This is a genomic window from Bradyrhizobium yuanmingense (assembly GCF_900094575.1).
Taxonomy (GTDB): Bacteria; Pseudomonadota; Alphaproteobacteria; order Rhizobiales; family Xanthobacteraceae; genus Bradyrhizobium; species Bradyrhizobium yuanmingense.
Map to the genome: position 1 here is coordinate 479250 of NZ_FMAE01000007.1, position 14596 is coordinate 493845.

Below are 14596 nucleotides of genomic sequence, written 5' to 3' on the forward strand. Positions count from 1 at the left end.
CATGGATTCGATCGTGCAACCCGCCGCCACGGAGCAGCCGTCGTCGTCGCGCAACCGGCTGCTGCTGGCGGTCTACACCGCTGCCATCTTCGTCAGCGCGCTGCTGCTGTTCTCCGTGCAGCCTCTGTTTACCAAGATGGTGCTGCCGCGGCTCGGCGGCTCGCCGGCGGTGTGGTCGGTGGCGATGGTGTTCTTCCAGTCGCTGCTGCTGGCCGGCTATGCCTATGCGCATCTGCTGATGCAGGCGCGGAACCGGATCGTCCCCGTGGCGGTGCATCTGGTGCTACTGCTCGCCGCCTTCGCGACGCTGCCGCTCGGCATCGCCTCCGCCTATGGCGAGCCGCCGGCTTCGGGCTACGCAATCTGGCTGCTCGCCCTGTTCGCGGTCTCGATCGGGCTACCGTTCTTCGCGCTCGCCGCCAACAATCCGCTGCTGCAGGCCTGGTTCGTCCGCACCGGCCATCCGGCCGGCCATGATCCCTATTTCCTCTACGCCTCCTCCAATATCGGCAGCTTCCTCGCGCTGTTGTCCTATCCGTTCCTGCTGGAGCCGATGTTCACGCTGCAGATGCAGAACCGGTTCTGGACGGGTGGCTATGGCCTGCTGATCCTCCTCATCGGCGCCTGCGGCGTGCTGTTGTTGCGTTCGCCGAAGTTGGCGCTGACCGACACGCGGGCCGAGGACGTGAATGCACCCGCGCCCGGCCTCTTGACGCGGCTGCGCTGGATCTTCCTCGCCGCCGTGCCATCGGGCCTGCTCATCGCCGTCACCGCGCACATCTCGACCGACGTCGCGGCGGCGCCGCTTTTGTGGGTGCTGCCGCTGTCGCTTTACCTCTTGACCTGGGTCGTCGTGTTCCAGTCCCGGCCGCTGCTGCCGCACAAATGGATGCTGATGCTCCAGCCGGTCGCGATTGCGGGCGTCGTCGTCCTGCTGGCTTTCGGCGGCGAGCAGAACCTGCTGCTGACCCTCGGCGGACATCAACTCTGCTTCTTCGTCATCGCCATGGCCTGCCACGGCGAGCTGGCGCGGACGCGGCCTGCCGCCAAATATCTCACCGGCTTCTATGTCGCGTTGTCGTTCGGTGGCATGGTCGGCGGCTTGTTCGCGGGGCTCGTTGCGCCCTTCACCTTCTCGTGGATCGCCGAATATCCGATCCTGATCGCGCTTGCCGCGCTGTGCCGTCCGTCCGGGAATGAGCGGCTGGCCGCAATCGTCAAATGGTACTGGCTGGCGCTCGCCGCGCTTGCGGTGGCGCTCATCGCGCCGTCATATACGACCGGTGGCCTCTCGACCTGGTTCGAGGATCATCGTGTCTGGGTCGCCGGCGCCGTCGGCGTGCTCGCCGCGCTGCTCGCGCTGATCCTCAATGCCGGGCGCTGGAAGATCTTTGCCACCGTCGTGCTGGCGCTGGCGTTGATCCGCGTCTATCCCGCGGACGAGGGCCGCGTCACGACCGTGCGCAGCTTCTTCGGCGTGCACAAGATCGTGGTGACGCCCGGCGGCTATTTCCACGTGCTGATGCACGGCACCACCATTCATGGCGCCGAGCGTTTCCGCAACAATGACGGCACGCCTGTTGCCGGCCGGCCCGAGCCGATCACCTATTACCACAAGGACGGCGGCATCGGTCAGGCGGTCAGCGCGATCCGCGAGCGTAAGGGCGCGCCGCTGAAGGTTGCCGCGATCGGCGTTGGCTCCGGCACGCTCGCCTGCGCCGCCGAGCAGGGGGAGGACTGGACCTTCTTCGAGATCGACCAGTCCATGGTCGATGCGGCGCGTGATCCCAGGAATTTCCGCTACATCTCGAGCTGCATGCCCGACATGAAGCCCGTCATCGGGGATGCGCGCCTAACCTTCGCCAAGGAGCCCGACGGCGCCTATGATCTCGTCATCGTCGACGCCTATTCGTCCGACGCGATCCCGATCCATCTTGCGACCGAAGAGGCGATGAAGATCTACAAGGACAAGCTCGCGCCGCACGGTGCCGTGGTGATGCACGTCTCGAACCGGCATCTGGATCTCGAAACCGTCGTCGTCGGTATCGCGGACGCCAATGATCTCAAGAGCTGGGTCTTCAACGAGGATTCCGGGCGCGATGGTGACTACATCTTCTCCACCGACGTCGTCATCTCCGCGCGCGAGGAGGCCGACATCGGCAGGCTCGCGTCCTCCAAGCAATGGGAACAGACCGAAGCCGACGACAGAGCGCGGGTCTGGACCGACGATTATTCCAACATCCTGGGCGCGCTATATCGGCGTTGGAAGGACGGCGAGTAGGGCTCTCTTCGTAGCCCGGATGGAGCGAAGCGCAATCCGGGGGCGCTCCCGGCGTGGTACTGTCCCGGATTTCGCTGCGCTCCATCCGGGCTACGAGGCATCGCAACTACGGCGCCACGGGCGTCCCCACCGGCAGCGCAATTCCCTTAGCGCCGGCCACCTCTCGTAATAGATCCGGCCTGTCCGAGATGATGCCGTCGACGCCGAGCTCGATCATGCGCGTCATGTCCTCGCGCTTGTTCACCGTCCACACCACGACGCGCAGTCCGAGCGCGTGGGCGTCGGAGACCAGAGGCGCGGTCACGTCGCCGAAATAGGGCGACCAGATCGCGCCGCCCGCAGCCTTGATCGTGCGCGGCAGCGAGCCGGCGTGATCGGCCGGGTTGAACCCCGCCGTCCAGTTTGTCGCCTTGTCGAGCGCTACCGTCGGAGCCAGGCTGCGCTGGATCGTCAGGTACGCGGTCGGGATGTTCGGCGCCTGCTGCTGGACGCGACGCAAGGTTCGCCAGTCGAACGACTGGATCATGACGCGATCGGAGACTCCCTCGGTCTCGATCACCCCGAGCAGCTTCGCGACGAATTCTTGCGGATCAAGCGTTTCATCGGGACGGTTCGGATCGATCTTGGTCTCGATGTTGAAGCGCACTTGCCTGTTGCCGGATTTGCGCACCAGCGCGAACAGCTCGCGCAAGGTGGGAATGCGAGTCCCCGGGACGGCACGCTGGCCCGGAAATTGTTTCGCATAGGCACTGTCCGGCCGAATCTGGCCGACGTCATAGGTCCTGATCTCGTCGAGCCGCAATTTCACGAACGGCGTGCCGGGCGGAGCGATGTAGGCGCCATCGGGCCGCCGTGCGAGATCGGGATTGAGCCCGCGCTCATGCGCGACGATCACTTCGCCGTCGGCGGTGACGCCGACGTCGAGCTCCAGCGTGTCCACGCCCATCGTCAGCGAATGGGCGAAGGCGGGCAGGGTGTTTTCCGGCAGCAGCGCCCGCCCGCCGCGATGCGCCTCGAGGTCGAAGGCCAAATCAGATCCCATGGCTTGTCCGGCAGTGAGCAGCGAGAGCAGCACCGGGATTGTCGTGGCACGTGATGGCATGGTGCCTCGACGGTCAAGGGCGGTTGATGGTCGCCGGGTCAGTTCTGATAGTAGTAGCCGCGCGGCTGATAAACCTGCCGCGGCTGCGGCTGATAGTAATAGCCCTGCTGGCCGTAGCCCTGGTCGTAATAAGGCCGCGGCTGCTGCTGATAGACCTGCGCGTCGTAGAGCGGGCGGGTGGCCGAGCGCGGCGCCGGATAGCGCGCGCCGGTGTCGCTGCCGTCGGCCGGGTAGATGTAATTGTCGTCCTGCGGCATGTAGCGCCGCGCGGGCTGCGCCGGCGGGGTCAGGTCCACGGGGGCGCCGGTGGTGGCGTATTGGTCTTCGGCCGGCTGCGGGGCGCGGGCCACCGCAGTGTTGTTGCGGCCGCGCGGATTGCGCGCCAGCGCCACCTGGGCCGAGCCGGTCAGCGTCACCGTGGTGTTGAGCACGCCCTGCTGCTGCACCAGCGCATAGAGCGTCGAGGCATTCTGGCGCGACAGGCGCACGCAGCCATGGGATGCCGGCGAGCCGAGCCGGCCGACCGAGTCCGTGCCGTGGATGGCGTGCCCGACCTTGGTGAAGAAGATCGCGTGCGGCATCGGCGCGTCGTCGAATTCCTTGGAGTAGTGATCCTCTTCCATGCGGAAGGCCCGGAAGGCGCCGTTCGGCGTCTCGCGCGAGGGGAGGCCGGTCGACACCGGCCAGCGGTAGCGCGCGACCCCGTCGACGGCGACGGTCATCTGCTGATTGTCCTTGTCGACGGTGATCTCGACCTTGGCCTGCGCGGTGCCCGCGCTCAAAAGCATCAGGGATGTGAGAGCAATAAAAAACGAACGCATCTGACTTCTGGCCTCCGGCCTGTTCATGCTTAGCGCCGCGGCTCTCCGTCCCCCGGCGTGCATTATGCCTGCAGCCCGGCGTTGGTTCCAGCGGCCAGCCTGTCCATCGTTAACGTGATGGCAGGCGTAAGCAAGGCCGCTTTGTGCCGCGCCGGCCGGCGGCGCTGACATTTTCGCGAGCGCCGCGTGGTCAGTTCTTGAGCCGGTATCCGGTTCGGAAAATCCACCAGATCACGACCAGGCAGATCACCAGGAACGCCAGCGTCATGCCGATGCTGACGGACACGCTGACGTCGGCGATCTCGTAAAAGCTCCAGCGGAAGCCGGAGATCAGATAGACGACCGGGTTGAGCAGCGCGACTGTGCGCCATGTCGGCGGCAGCATGTCGATGGAATAGAAGCTGCCGCCGAGGAAGGTGAGCGGCGTCACCACCAGCATCGGAATCATCTGCAGCTTCTCGAATCCGTCGGCCCAGATGCCGATGATGAAGCCGAACAGGCTGAACGTCACCGCCGTCAGCACCAGGAAGGCCAGCATCCAGACCGGATGCTGGATATGCAATGGAACGAAGAGCCCGGCGGTCGCCAGGATGATTAGGCCGAGGATGATCGACTTGGTGGCGGCGGCGCCGACATAGCCGAGCACGATCTCGAAATAGGAGATCGGCGCCGACAGGATCTCGTAGATCGTGCCGGTGAATTTCGGGAAGTAGATGCCGAAGGAGGCGTTGGCGATGCTCTGCGTCAGCACCGAGAGCATGATCAGGCCCGGCACGATGAAGGTGCCGTAGCTGACGCCCTCGACCTCGCTGATGCGCGAGCCGATCGCAGCGCCGAACACCACGAAATAGAGCGAGGTCGAGACCACCGGCGAGACGATGCTTTGCAGCAGTGTCCGCCAGGTGCGCGCCATTTCGAACAGGTAGATGGCGCGAATGGCGCGGTGGTTCATGACGTCCTCACGAGGTCGACGAAGATGTCCTCGAGCGACGATTGCGTCGTGTCGAGGTCGTTGAAGCGGATGCCGGCGGCGCGCAAATCGCCGAGCAGGCTGGTGATGCCGGTGCGCTCGCCCTGGGTGTCGTAATCGTAGACCAGCGTCGCGCCGCCGTCGCAGAGCTCGAGCTCGTATTGGCTGAGGCTTTCCGGCAACGCCGTCACCTTGTTCTGCAGATGCAGCGTCAGCCGCTTCTTGCCCAGCTTCTGCATCAAGGTGGTCTTGTCCTCGACCAGCACGATCTCGCCCTTGTTGATGACGCCGATGCGGTCGGCCATCTCCTCGGCTTCCTCGATGTAATGCGTGGTGAGGATGATGGTGACGCCGGATTGCTGAAGCCCGCGTACCACCTCCCACATGCCCTTGCGCAGCTCGACGTCGACGCCGGCGGTCGGCTCGTCCAGGAACAGGATCTGCGGCTCGTGCGACAATGCCTTGGCGATCATCACGCGGCGCTTCATGCCGCCGGAGAGCGTGATGATCTTGTTGTCCTTCTTGTCCCACAGCGAGAGGGCCTTCAGCACCTTCTCGATGTGATCGGGGTTCTTCGGCTTGCCGAACAGGCCGCGGGAGAAGCTCACGGTCGCCCACACGCTCTCGAAGGCGTCGGTGTGCAATTCCTGCGGCACGAGGCCGATCAGCGAGCGCGCCTTGCGGTAGGAGGTCTGGATGTCCTCGCCGCCGACCAGGACGCGGCCTTCGCTCGGATTGGCGATGCCGCAAATGATCGAGATCAGCGTGGTCTTGCCGGCGCCGTTGGGGCCGAGCAGCGCAAAAATCTCGCCGCGCTTGATGTCGAGATTGACGTTCTTGAGCGCCTTGAAGCCGGACCCATAGGTCTTCGACAGATTGGCGACGGAGATGATGGAAGACATGATGGCCGCGAGGCTGAGGAGCAAAGGCTGGGGAGGGGGCCGGACCATCCAGGAGGACAGGTCGGCGGAGCCCTGAAATAGGAACGCCATTGTCCCTCCGCAATTCCCCGGAGAAAAATGGTCTCAAAACAGGCGCTTTAGTGGCATGTTCCGGGCAAGTGTTGCGCGATGGTCACGGCTTGCTGCTAAGATTGGCGCTCACGCGCCTCTTTGTTGCGTCTGCGAGCGCGCCGTGGCTACGATTCCGGCCAATCGCGAAGCGTATTGTCTCCAGGGAAAAGATCGATGAGACCGAACGGCCGTCACACCGCCGGCGCCAGCCAATTGTCCGCCCTCCGTGTTTGGGCGATGGGCCTGCTCCTGCTGTCAGCTGTTGCCATCAGCCCGACCACCGCCAAGGCCGCGCCGAGCCAGGCCGCGGCGGCGACCACGCATGTCTATCTGCTCCGCGGCGTGCTCAACATCTTCTCGCTCGGCCTCGACACCATCGGCGCCCGGCTCCAGGCGCAGGGCGTTCCGGTGACCGTCGCCAATTTCGTGTCCTGGTCCTCGCTCGCCGATGAAGCGGCGGCTGCCTACAAGGCCGGTCGGCTCAAGACCATCATCCTGGTCGGCCATTCCTCGGGTGCGACCGCGCTGCCCGACATGATCGCCAAGCTCAACCAGCTCGGCGTGCCCGTGAAGCTCGCGATCGGCCTCGACTCCGTGTTCAAGACCAAGCTCTCGACCGGCGCGGAACGCTACATCAACATCTATATCGGCGATGGCCCCGGCGAGCCGGTGCGGGCCGCGGCCGGGTTCCGCGGCAAGCTCGACAATGTCGACATCCGCGGCAGTGGCGTCGGCCACATCTCGATCGACAAGAACGAGGCGATCCAGCGCCGCGTCATCGCCGAGATCGACGCCGCCATCATGCGCTCGCGCGCCCCGGCTGCGCGAGTCGCCGAACCCGCTGCGCCGCGGCCCGCACGCGCGGCGGCGGCAACGGATCCGGCGAGGAATTGAGCCGTCGCGCATCCTGCCGCGTGATGCCGCCTAAGCTGGCGTCACGCGAACCGGCATGCTCTCCACCCCGCGCAGGGAATTGTTGAGCCTGCGCTTCGGCTCCGCCGCGAGCTCGATCGTCTTCACGCGCCTTGCGAGCTCGCCGAAGATCAATTCGCCCTCCAGACGCGCGATCATCTGGCCGACGCAGGCGTGTATGCCTGCGCCGAAGCCGACATGGCCGGTCGCAACCCGCTCCACGTCGAAACGGGCCGGCTTGTCCCAGCGTGCGGGATCGCGATTGGCGGAGGCCATGAACAGCAGCACCTTGCGGTGCGCCGGGATCATGCCGCCGCCGATCTCGGCATCGCGCGAGGTGGTACGAAAGAACGTCTGCACCGGTGTATCGTAGCGCAGACCTTCCTCGAAGGCGTTGCGTGCCAGCTCTGGTTTCTCGTGCAGCTTGCGATATTCGTCCGGATGGGTGGCGAGCGCGAGCAGGGTATTGCCGATGCCATTGACGGTGGTGTCGATCCCGGCCGTGAGGAACGGCCGCACCAGATGCGTGGCCTCGTGCTCGGTGATCTCGCCCTCATCGGCCGCCTGGTAGATCATCATGCCGAGGCTGTCGGGCCGTAGCGCATCGCGCGCACAACATTCCATGATCCAGCTCTGCGCCGCGAGACCGTCCTTCCGCGACGCCGCGAGGATCTCGTTCTCCGGGCCGAAGCTGTTGAATACGAACGTGCTCCAGGCGAGCAGCTTCTCGCGCCCATCGGGGCGGATGCCGATCGCGTCCGGAAACACCTTCATCGGATAGGCTTCCGCAAGATCGGTCACGGCATCGAACGTGCCTTTGTCGATCAGCTCCGAGACCTTCCTCTCTGCTTCGCGCTGGAACGTCTCGCGCAGCTTCCTTGCGACGCCCGGAGACAGCGTGCGGCCGAGCACGCGGCGGCCCTTGTCGTGGTCGGGCGGATCGATCTGCAGGGTCAGCGGCTTTGGCAGCGCCGGGTTCATCCCGTTCAGCCCGACGCCCTCGCCACTGATGAACGTTTTCCAGTCCTTCAGGGCCGCTTCGACCTCGGCATTGCGCGCCATGGCCCACACGCCGTAGCGCTCCACCTCGAACACCGGCCCGATTGCGCGCAGCGCCTCATAGGCGGGATAGGGATCCGTCAGAAAGCCGGGCGCGAACGGATCGACCGGACTGGATGCAATGCCGCTCATGGTCAGCTCCGAACCGCTATTGCTTTGCGAGCGGGCACTGACCGTCACTCTCGGACCGGAACGCGTCCTCGCCCTTGATCGTGGCAACGACCTTCAGCAGATCCCAGGACGAATTCGATTCCTCGGGAGCCTTGACCTGCAACAGGTAGAGCGGATGGATCTTGCGGCCGTCCTTGCGGATGTAGCCCTTGCCGAACAACTGATCGTCGGTCGGCATCTGCTTCATCGTCGCGACCACGGCCTTGCCGTCCTTGGCGCCGCCGGCCTTGTCGACCGCCTTGAGGTAGTGGATGACCGAGGCATAGACGCCGGCCTGCATGTCGTTCGGATAGGCCTTCGAGGGAATGCGTTCGGCGAAGCGCTTCGCGAAAGCACGCGTGCCGTCGGTCAGATCCCAGTAGAACGGATTCATGATCTGCGCGCCCTGCGCAAACTTGAGCCCAAGCGCGGGAAGGCCGTTCATGCCGAGGATCAATCCGACCAGCTTGTGATCCTTTGTCAGCCCGAACTCGGCGGCCTGCTTCATCGAGGTGATGGTATCGTCCCCTGCATTGGCGAATGCGATGACGCTCGCACCCGACGCCTGGGCCTGGAGCAGGAATGAGGCGTAATCAGCCGTGCCCAACGGATGCCGCACGCTGCCGAGCACCTCACCGCCGGACGCTTTCACGGCTTCCGCGGCCTGCTTTTCCAGATCATGGCCGAACGCGTAATCCGCGGTGATGAAGAACCATTTCTTGCCGCCCTGCTGCACGATGGCCTTGCCGAGGCCGCGCCCGTAGGAATAGGTGTCGTAGGTCCAGTGCACGGTGTTTGGCGTGCACTTCTCCCCGGTCAGAAGCACCGTGCCGGCGCCCGAGCCCACGAAGACCTTGTTCTTCTCGGCGCTCATGCCGGCCACGGCGAGCGCAATCGACGAGTTCGGAATGTCGAAGATCGCATCGACGCTCTCGTTCTCGTACCAGCGCCGGGCGATGCCGATGCCGATGTCCGTCTTGTTCTGATGGTCCGCCGCAACGACTTCCACCGGCTTGCCGGCGGCCTTTCCGCCATAGTCCTCGACGGCCATCTTGGCGGCGACGACCGAGCCGATGCCCTGATAGCTCGCGAACGGCCCCGATTGATCGTTCAGGATGCCGATCTTCACGACGTCCTGGGCCAAGGCCGGTGCGGCGGTCAGCACCGCGGCCACCATGCACAGTTTATGCAGGAATTTGCTGTTCATTGTGTCCCTCCCATGGGCGGTCTTGGTGCCGCTCTATAATAGTTATATTTTATAGCTATTTTCGAGGGTGTCAATTCGGCCGACTTGTGGCCGCCGGATCCAGGATCATGAGCCCGAAAGCAGTCAGACCCGGAGCGAAGCCCGCTCAACCGTCGGAGACGTCACTGGACTTGCGCGCGCTGCAGCGCACGCCCGGCTTCATGCTGCGGCTCGCGCAGCTGAAGTTCTTCGAAGGCTTCTACGAGGAGTTCGCCGCACTGGGCCTGACGCCGGCGACCTACGCGATCTTCGTCGTCATTCGCGACAATCCGGGCGTTCCCCCCAGCAGCCTTGCCAGCCTGCTCCGCCTGCGCCTGCCGAACCTGATCAAGATCCTGAACGAGCTGGAATCGTCCGGCTTCATCAAGCGTAACCGCTCGAAATCCGACCGCCGCGCCGTCGAGTTGATGCTTACGCCGAAGGGCGCCAAGCTCATTCAGGACGGGGCAAGCCTGACGGGGCTCTATAACCGGAAGATGCTGGCCCCGCTCACCGAGGCGGAGCAGCGCACCCTGCTCGAATTGCTCAACCGGCTGCTGCCGCTTTAGCCCGGGAGAGGCCCGCCTGAGGCCGACGGTCGCAGCCACGTCCAGCGGCGCGGCAGCCGGAGAGGGCGCCGGACGAGAGATGGTCGGTTCCGTGCCCCAAAATCCACCCAATCGATGGTCACTAAGCCGGTCAGGGGAGGCCCCTGCCTCCCGTGGTGGGACTGCTGGACTGATGATTCATTCGAGGCGACTCCTCGCGCTGGCAGCAGTGGTGCTGCTCGCCTTGAGCAGTGGCATGGCCGCTGCTACTCCCCCCAAGTCCAAGACCAACGCGACCGCCCCCGCCGCGCCGCCGCCGCCTCCGCCGTTCGAGCCGTTGCCGCCGCCAAAAATCTACCTGTTCCGCGGCGCCATGGGCCCGATCTTCTCGACCGGCATGGATCGGCTCGAAGAGAAGCTAACGAAGGCCGGCTTCTCGGCCAACGTCTACGAATTCACCATCTGCCGGTGGATCGGCGATCGCGCCATCTCCAGCTATAAGGAATCGCCGGCGCCGATCGTGCTGATGGGCCATTCCATGGGCGGGCTGTGCTCGATCGTCATCTCCGAGATGGCGGCCAAGGAGAACATCCCGATCAGCCTCGTCATCGCTATCGATCCCGCGCAAGCGACCGGCGATGTCCCCCTCAACGTCGAGCGCTTCATCAACATCTTCCTGTCCGACAGCGTGCTCGGCGGCGGCGACGTCGTGGCTGTTCCCGGCTTTCGCGGCCATTACGCCAGCTATGACCTCAAGCGGAACGCGCGCGTCACCCACATCAACATCGAGAAGTCCGACGATATCCATCGTCAGATCGTCGAGATGGTGACGCAGCTGCCGCGCATTCCGCCGCAAACGCAGGCCGATGCCGTGCCGCTGCGCTATCTCGTGCCGGCGGACACGCTGGTCGAATTGTGGGACAGCGGCGTGCGGGTGCCGGTGCGCCGCGGCGACACCATGGAGAGCATCGCAGCAGCCAACCGCGTGCCGCTGTGGACGCTCGCGCAGAGCAACTCGCTGCCCGAGAACGCGCAGCTGACGCCGGGCCAGACCATCATCGTCCCCCGCCATCTGACGCCGCCCGAGCCGGCCGCCGCGATGGCCACGCCGCCGGCGTCACCGGCGGCGCGGAGGTAGGGGCCGTTATCTTGCCGCAGAAGGCGGTGCGCTCCCTCTCCCGCTTGCGGGGGAGGGTTGGGGAGGGGGTCTCTCCTCGATCGAGGACCCCAGAGAAGAGAGCCCCCACCCGCCGCGCTCTGGCGCGCAATTGCGCTGCCGAGCGCGTCGCCTCCCCGCAAGTGGGAGAGGTGCAGCGAGTCCTTGGCGACACTCGATCCGATAAGACTAAACATTCGATCCGTGGATCGCATCGATCACGGCGTCCGTGACCTCCTTCGTGGTCGCCTTGCCTCCGACATCCGGCGTCAGCACGCCCGCGGCGCAGACACGCTCGACGGCGGCCATCAGCCGTAAGGCGGCATCCTTCTCGCCGAGATGCTCGAGCATCTGCGCGCCGGTCCAGAACGTCGCGACCGGGTTGGCGATGCCCTTGCCGGTGATGTCGAACGCCGAGCCGTGGATCGGCTCGAACATCGAGGGGAAGCGGCGCTGCGGATCGATGTTTCCGGTCGGGGCGACGCCGAGGCTTCCAGCCAGCGCGCCGGCGAGATCGGAGAGGATGTCGGCGTGGAGATTGGTTGCGACGATGGTGTCGAGGCTCTTCGGATGCAGCGTCATGCGCACCGTCATGGCGTCGACCAGCATCTTGTCCCAGGTCACGTCAGGGAATTCGCCGGCGACCTCGGCCGCGATCTCGTCCCACATCACCATGCCGTGGCGCTGCGCGTTCGACTTGGTCACGACGGTCAGCAGCTTGCGCGGGCGCGACCGCGCGAGCTGGAACGCATAGCGCATGATCCGCGTGACGCCGACGCGGGTGAAGACGGCGACTTCGGTGCCGACCTCTTCCGGCAGGCCCTTGTGGGCGCGGCCGCCCATGCCGGCATATTCGCCTTCCGAGTTCTCGCGCACGATCACCCAGTCGAGATCGCCGACGCCGACATTGCGCAGCGGCGAGGCGACGCCCGGCAGGATCTTGGTCGGCCGCACATTGGCGTATTGGTCAAAACCCTGGCAGATCGGCAGGCGCAGGCCCCACAGCGTGATGTGGTCGGGCACGTCGGGGGCGCCGACCGCGCCGAAATAGATCGCGTCGAACTTCTTCAGCTCGCTGAGGCCGTCCGCCGGCATCATCACGCCGTGCTTCTTGTAATAATCCGAGCCCCAGTCGAACGTCTTGACGTTGAAGGCGAGATCGCCACTGCGTTTTGCGAGAGCCTCCAGCACGCGGACGCCGGCCGAGATCACCTCGGGGCCGATGCCGTCGGCGGGGATGGCTGCGATCGAATGGGTGCGCATGGGAAGGCTCCGTTTGAGAGACCGCGCCGGCATATCCGGCCGTCGGCGTCGCTGGCGAATCTAGACGGGAGTGCCGGGCAAACTCAATCGGCGCTGGTTTATACAAAAAAATGATATAATCATCGGGAGGTCGCCACGGCGTCATGGCCGGGCTTGACCCGGCCATCCACGCCTTTCCCCGCGGCCCAAGAACGTGGATGCCCAGGACAAGCCCGGGCATGACGACCTCGCGCAAGTCTCAAGCGCGGTCGGGCGAGGCGAGAGGACGGCGAATGGAATTGCATCAGCTCCGATGCTTCGTGGCGACGGCCGAGCAGCTGCATTTCGGCCGCGCGGCGCAGCAGCTTCAGATGCTGCCCTCCGCGCTCGGCCGGCAGATCCGGCTGCTGGAGGAAGACCTGGGCACTCGGCTGTTCGCGCGGACCACGCGCGCGGTGTCGCTTACCGAGGACGGCACGGCGCTGCTGCGCGATGCCCGCACCATCCTCGCCAAGGTCGAGGCGGTCGAGAGCAACCTGCGCAATCGCTCGCGCGCGGGGACCGCGCGGCGGCTGCGGGTCGGTGCTATCGACAGCGCGGCGGCCGGACTGTTGCCGCCGCTCCTGCGCGATTTCCGCGTCAGGCATCCTGACATCGCGGTGCAGCTCCTCGAAGACAAGACTGTCCGGCTGCTGCCGAGGATTTTGACCGGCGCGCTCGATCTCGCCTTCGTCCGTCCGCCTGACCGGCCGGACAAGCGGCTCGAATTCCGCGGCCTGCTCCAGGAGAGCGCGATCGTTGCGATCCCGCGGCGGCACGCGCTGGCCGGGCGCAAAGCGATCACGCTGGCGGATATCGCCGACGAGGCCATGCTGGTGCCGGACCGGCGCTCGCGGCCGCACAGCCACGACCTCACCATAAAGCTGTTCGAACAGGCCGGCCTGACGCCGCGCATCGTTCAGGTCGCCGACGAGAAGCAGACCATCATCAACCTCGTGGCAACGAAGCTCGGGGTCGCCATCGTGCCGCGCTGGACCGCACGGATGGCGGTGACCGGTGTGCGGTTCGTGCCGCTTCGACTGAGGCAGAGCGGGCCGGTCGGACGGCTGCCGCTTGCCGCCGCTTGGCTGCGCGGCTCGCGCGATCCGGCCCGCGATGCCATGCTGGCCGTTCTGGAAGCCCGCCTGCGCAGCTATGCGCGGGAGGCGTGAGCGGCTATGACATCGGCCAAGACAGAGGCCAGGACAGAGGGATGGTGATGACGGATCAGACGGCTTCAGGCGAATTGCGGGTGGCTGTTGCAGGGCTGGGCTCGATTGGCACCAAGATCGCGACCGCACTCGATCAGGGCATCGACGGCCTGTCGCTCGCGGCCGTGGCCGTGCGGGATCCCGCCAAGCATCAAGCCTTCATCGACGGCTTGCGTCGCCCACCGACAATCCTGCCGCTCGACCAGCTCGGCAAGGCCGCCGACATCGTCGTCGAATGCGCGCCGAGCAGCCAGCTGCGTGCGATCGTCCAGCCTGCGGTGAAGCGCGGCAAGGCCGCGGTCGTAGTCAGCGTCGGCGGCTTGCTCGACAATTTCGATCTGGTCGATCTCGCCCGCGCCAATGGCGGCCGTATCCTGGTGCCGACCGGCGCGCTGATCGGCCTCGATGCCGTCAACGCCGCCGCAATCGGCACCATCCATTCCGTGAAGATGGTGACCCGCAAGCCGATCGACGGCTTGAAGGGCGCGCCGTTCATCGTTCAGAACAACATCGACATCGACAATCTGCGCGAACCGCTGAAGCTGTTCGAGGGCAGCGCGCGCGAAGCGGCAAAGGGCTTTCCGGCCAACGTCAATGTCGCCGTTGCGTTGTCGCTCGCGGGCATCGGGCCCGATCGCACCGAGATCCAGGTTTGGGCCGACCCGACCGTGACGCGCAACGTTCACCGCATCGAGGTCGAGGCGGACTCAGCGCGCTTCTCGATGGGCATCGAGAACATCCCGTCCGAGAATCCCAAGACCGGCCTGATCACCGCGTTGTCGGTGATCGCGCTGCTCCGCAAGCAGCGCGCCACGCTCTGCGTCGGGACGTAGTGGGGTGAGACTCAATTAGCCCAGACGGCAGTGC

At 65.5% G+C, this 14596-nt stretch carries 13 protein-coding genes; 6 read left to right on the plus strand and 7 right to left on the minus strand.

Translation table 11 applies throughout. The features are described from left to right. Nucleotide 1: 1 nt before the first annotated feature. Nucleotides 2–2281 carry a fused MFS/spermidine synthase gene (locus tag GA0061099_RS26780; RefSeq protein WP_036024912.1) on the plus strand — a complete coding sequence of 760 codons (2280 nt, stop codon included), beginning with the start codon at nucleotides 2–4 and terminating at the stop codon, nucleotides 2279–2281. A gap of 106 nt (nucleotides 2282–2387) precedes the next feature. On the opposite strand, the gene GA0061099_RS26785 is transcribed toward GA0061099_RS26780, so the two are convergent. The 4 genes from GA0061099_RS26785 to GA0061099_RS26800 form a co-directional block, all read right to left on the minus strand. Then, nucleotides 2388–3383, minus strand: coding sequence for a glycerophosphodiester phosphodiesterase (locus tag GA0061099_RS26785; RefSeq protein ID WP_036024914.1), 996 nt, complete (start codon nucleotides 3381–3383; stop codon nucleotides 2388–2390). Nucleotides 3384–3421: 38 nt separating this feature from the next. Then, the gene (locus tag GA0061099_RS26790) at nucleotides 3422–4231 is read right to left on the minus strand and encodes a L,D-transpeptidase (RefSeq protein ID WP_081492937.1); all 810 of its coding nucleotides are present in this window, start codon (nucleotides 4229–4231) and stop codon (nucleotides 3422–3424) included. A 163-nt stretch (nucleotides 4232–4394) separates the two neighbouring features. Beyond that, entirely contained in the window at nucleotides 4395–5156 is a 762-nt protein-coding gene (locus GA0061099_RS26795) for an ABC transporter permease (RefSeq protein WP_036006407.1), read from the minus strand. Continuing rightward, entirely contained in the window at nucleotides 5153–6076 is a 924-nt protein-coding gene (locus tag GA0061099_RS26800) for an ABC transporter ATP-binding protein (protein ID WP_036006409.1), read from the minus strand. The genes GA0061099_RS26795 and GA0061099_RS26800 overlap by 4 nt, the downstream gene beginning before the upstream one ends. 285 nt (nucleotides 6077–6361) lie before the next feature. Between GA0061099_RS26800 and GA0061099_RS26805 the strand changes: the two genes are divergently transcribed. Beyond that, nucleotides 6362–7081 carry a hypothetical protein gene (locus GA0061099_RS26805; RefSeq protein ID WP_036024916.1) on the plus strand — a complete coding sequence of 240 codons (720 nt, stop codon included), beginning with the start codon at nucleotides 6362–6364 and terminating at the stop codon, nucleotides 7079–7081. Nucleotides 7082–7111: 30 nt separating this feature from the next. Here GA0061099_RS26805 and GA0061099_RS26810 read toward each other — a convergent pair whose 3' ends face one another. Both GA0061099_RS26810 and GA0061099_RS26815 read right to left on the minus strand, forming a co-directional pair. Next, nucleotides 7112–8290, minus strand: coding sequence for a cytochrome P450 (locus GA0061099_RS26810; RefSeq protein ID WP_074448129.1), 1179 nt, complete (start codon nucleotides 8288–8290; stop codon nucleotides 7112–7114). 16 nt (nucleotides 8291–8306) lie between these two features. Further along, nucleotides 8307–9515 (minus strand): ABC transporter substrate-binding protein, encoded by a 1209-nt coding sequence (locus tag GA0061099_RS26815; RefSeq protein WP_050995928.1) that lies wholly within the window; start codon nucleotides 9513–9515, stop codon nucleotides 8307–8309. A gap of 107 nt (nucleotides 9516–9622) precedes the next feature. On the opposite strand from GA0061099_RS26815, the gene GA0061099_RS26820 reads away from it, so the two are divergent. Together GA0061099_RS26820 and GA0061099_RS26825 are read left to right on the plus strand one after the other, a co-directional pair. Then, nucleotides 9623–10102 (plus strand): MarR family winged helix-turn-helix transcriptional regulator, encoded by a 480-nt coding sequence (locus GA0061099_RS26820; protein WP_036024920.1) that lies wholly within the window; start codon nucleotides 9623–9625, stop codon nucleotides 10100–10102. Nucleotides 10103–10274: 172 nt separating this feature from the next. After that, nucleotides 10275–11219 carry a LysM peptidoglycan-binding domain-containing protein gene (locus GA0061099_RS26825; RefSeq protein ID WP_036006428.1) on the plus strand — a complete coding sequence of 315 codons (945 nt, stop codon included), beginning with the start codon at nucleotides 10275–10277 and terminating at the stop codon, nucleotides 11217–11219. A 207-nt stretch (nucleotides 11220–11426) separates the two neighbouring features. On the opposite strand, the gene GA0061099_RS26830 is transcribed toward GA0061099_RS26825, so the two are convergent. Further along, complete coding sequence (locus tag GA0061099_RS26830) at nucleotides 11427–12500, minus strand: tartrate dehydrogenase (protein WP_036006429.1); 1074 nt, start codon at nucleotides 12498–12500, stop codon at nucleotides 11427–11429. 272 nt (nucleotides 12501–12772) lie between these two features. Here GA0061099_RS26830 and GA0061099_RS26835 point away from each other — a divergent pair, with 272 nt between their 5' ends. Both GA0061099_RS26835 and GA0061099_RS26840 read left to right on the plus strand, forming a co-directional pair. Continuing rightward, nucleotides 12773–13690, plus strand: a complete 918-nt coding sequence (locus GA0061099_RS26835) for a LysR family transcriptional regulator (protein ID WP_074448130.1) — start codon at nucleotides 12773–12775, stop codon at nucleotides 13688–13690. A gap of 47 nt (nucleotides 13691–13737) precedes the next feature. Next, the gene (locus tag GA0061099_RS26840) at nucleotides 13738–14562 is read left to right on the plus strand and encodes an aspartate dehydrogenase (protein WP_036024938.1); all 825 of its coding nucleotides are present in this window, start codon (nucleotides 13738–13740) and stop codon (nucleotides 14560–14562) included. Nucleotides 14563–14596: the final 34 nt, after the last annotated feature.

What these genes read in the sequence shown, in the direction of transcription:
- GA0061099_RS26780 (WP_036024912.1), top strand. Translation starts at nt 2, where the DNA reads ATGGATTCGATCGTGCAACCCGCCGCCACGGAGCAGCCGTCGTCGTCG.
- GA0061099_RS26785 (WP_036024914.1), bottom strand. Translation starts at nt 3,383, where the DNA reads ATGCCATCACGTGCCACGACAATCCCGGTGCTGCTCTCGCTGCTCACT.
- GA0061099_RS26790 (WP_081492937.1), bottom strand. Translation starts at nt 4,231, where the DNA reads ATGAACAGGCCGGAGGCCAGAAGTCAGATGCGTTCGTTTTTTATTGCT.
- GA0061099_RS26795 (WP_036006407.1), bottom strand. Translation starts at nt 5,156, where the DNA reads ATGAACCACCGCGCCATTCGCGCCATCTACCTGTTCGAAATGGCGCGC.
- GA0061099_RS26800 (WP_036006409.1), bottom strand. Translation starts at nt 6,076, where the DNA reads ATGTCTTCCATCATCTCCGTCGCCAATCTGTCGAAGACCTATGGGTCC.
- GA0061099_RS26805 (WP_036024916.1), top strand. Translation starts at nt 6,362, where the DNA reads ATGAGACCGAACGGCCGTCACACCGCCGGCGCCAGCCAATTGTCCGCC.
- GA0061099_RS26810 (WP_074448129.1), bottom strand. Translation starts at nt 8,290, where the DNA reads ATGAGCGGCATTGCATCCAGTCCGGTCGATCCGTTCGCGCCCGGCTTT.
- GA0061099_RS26815 (WP_050995928.1), bottom strand. Translation starts at nt 9,515, where the DNA reads ATGAACAGCAAATTCCTGCATAAACTGTGCATGGTGGCCGCGGTGCTG.
- GA0061099_RS26820 (WP_036024920.1), top strand. Translation starts at nt 9,623, where the DNA reads ATGAGCCCGAAAGCAGTCAGACCCGGAGCGAAGCCCGCTCAACCGTCG.
- GA0061099_RS26825 (WP_036006428.1), top strand. Translation starts at nt 10,275, where the DNA reads ATGATTCATTCGAGGCGACTCCTCGCGCTGGCAGCAGTGGTGCTGCTC.
- GA0061099_RS26830 (WP_036006429.1), bottom strand. Translation starts at nt 12,500, where the DNA reads ATGCGCACCCATTCGATCGCAGCCATCCCCGCCGACGGCATCGGCCCC.
- GA0061099_RS26835 (WP_074448130.1), top strand. Translation starts at nt 12,773, where the DNA reads ATGGAATTGCATCAGCTCCGATGCTTCGTGGCGACGGCCGAGCAGCTG.
- GA0061099_RS26840 (WP_036024938.1), top strand. Translation starts at nt 13,738, where the DNA reads ATGACGGATCAGACGGCTTCAGGCGAATTGCGGGTGGCTGTTGCAGGG.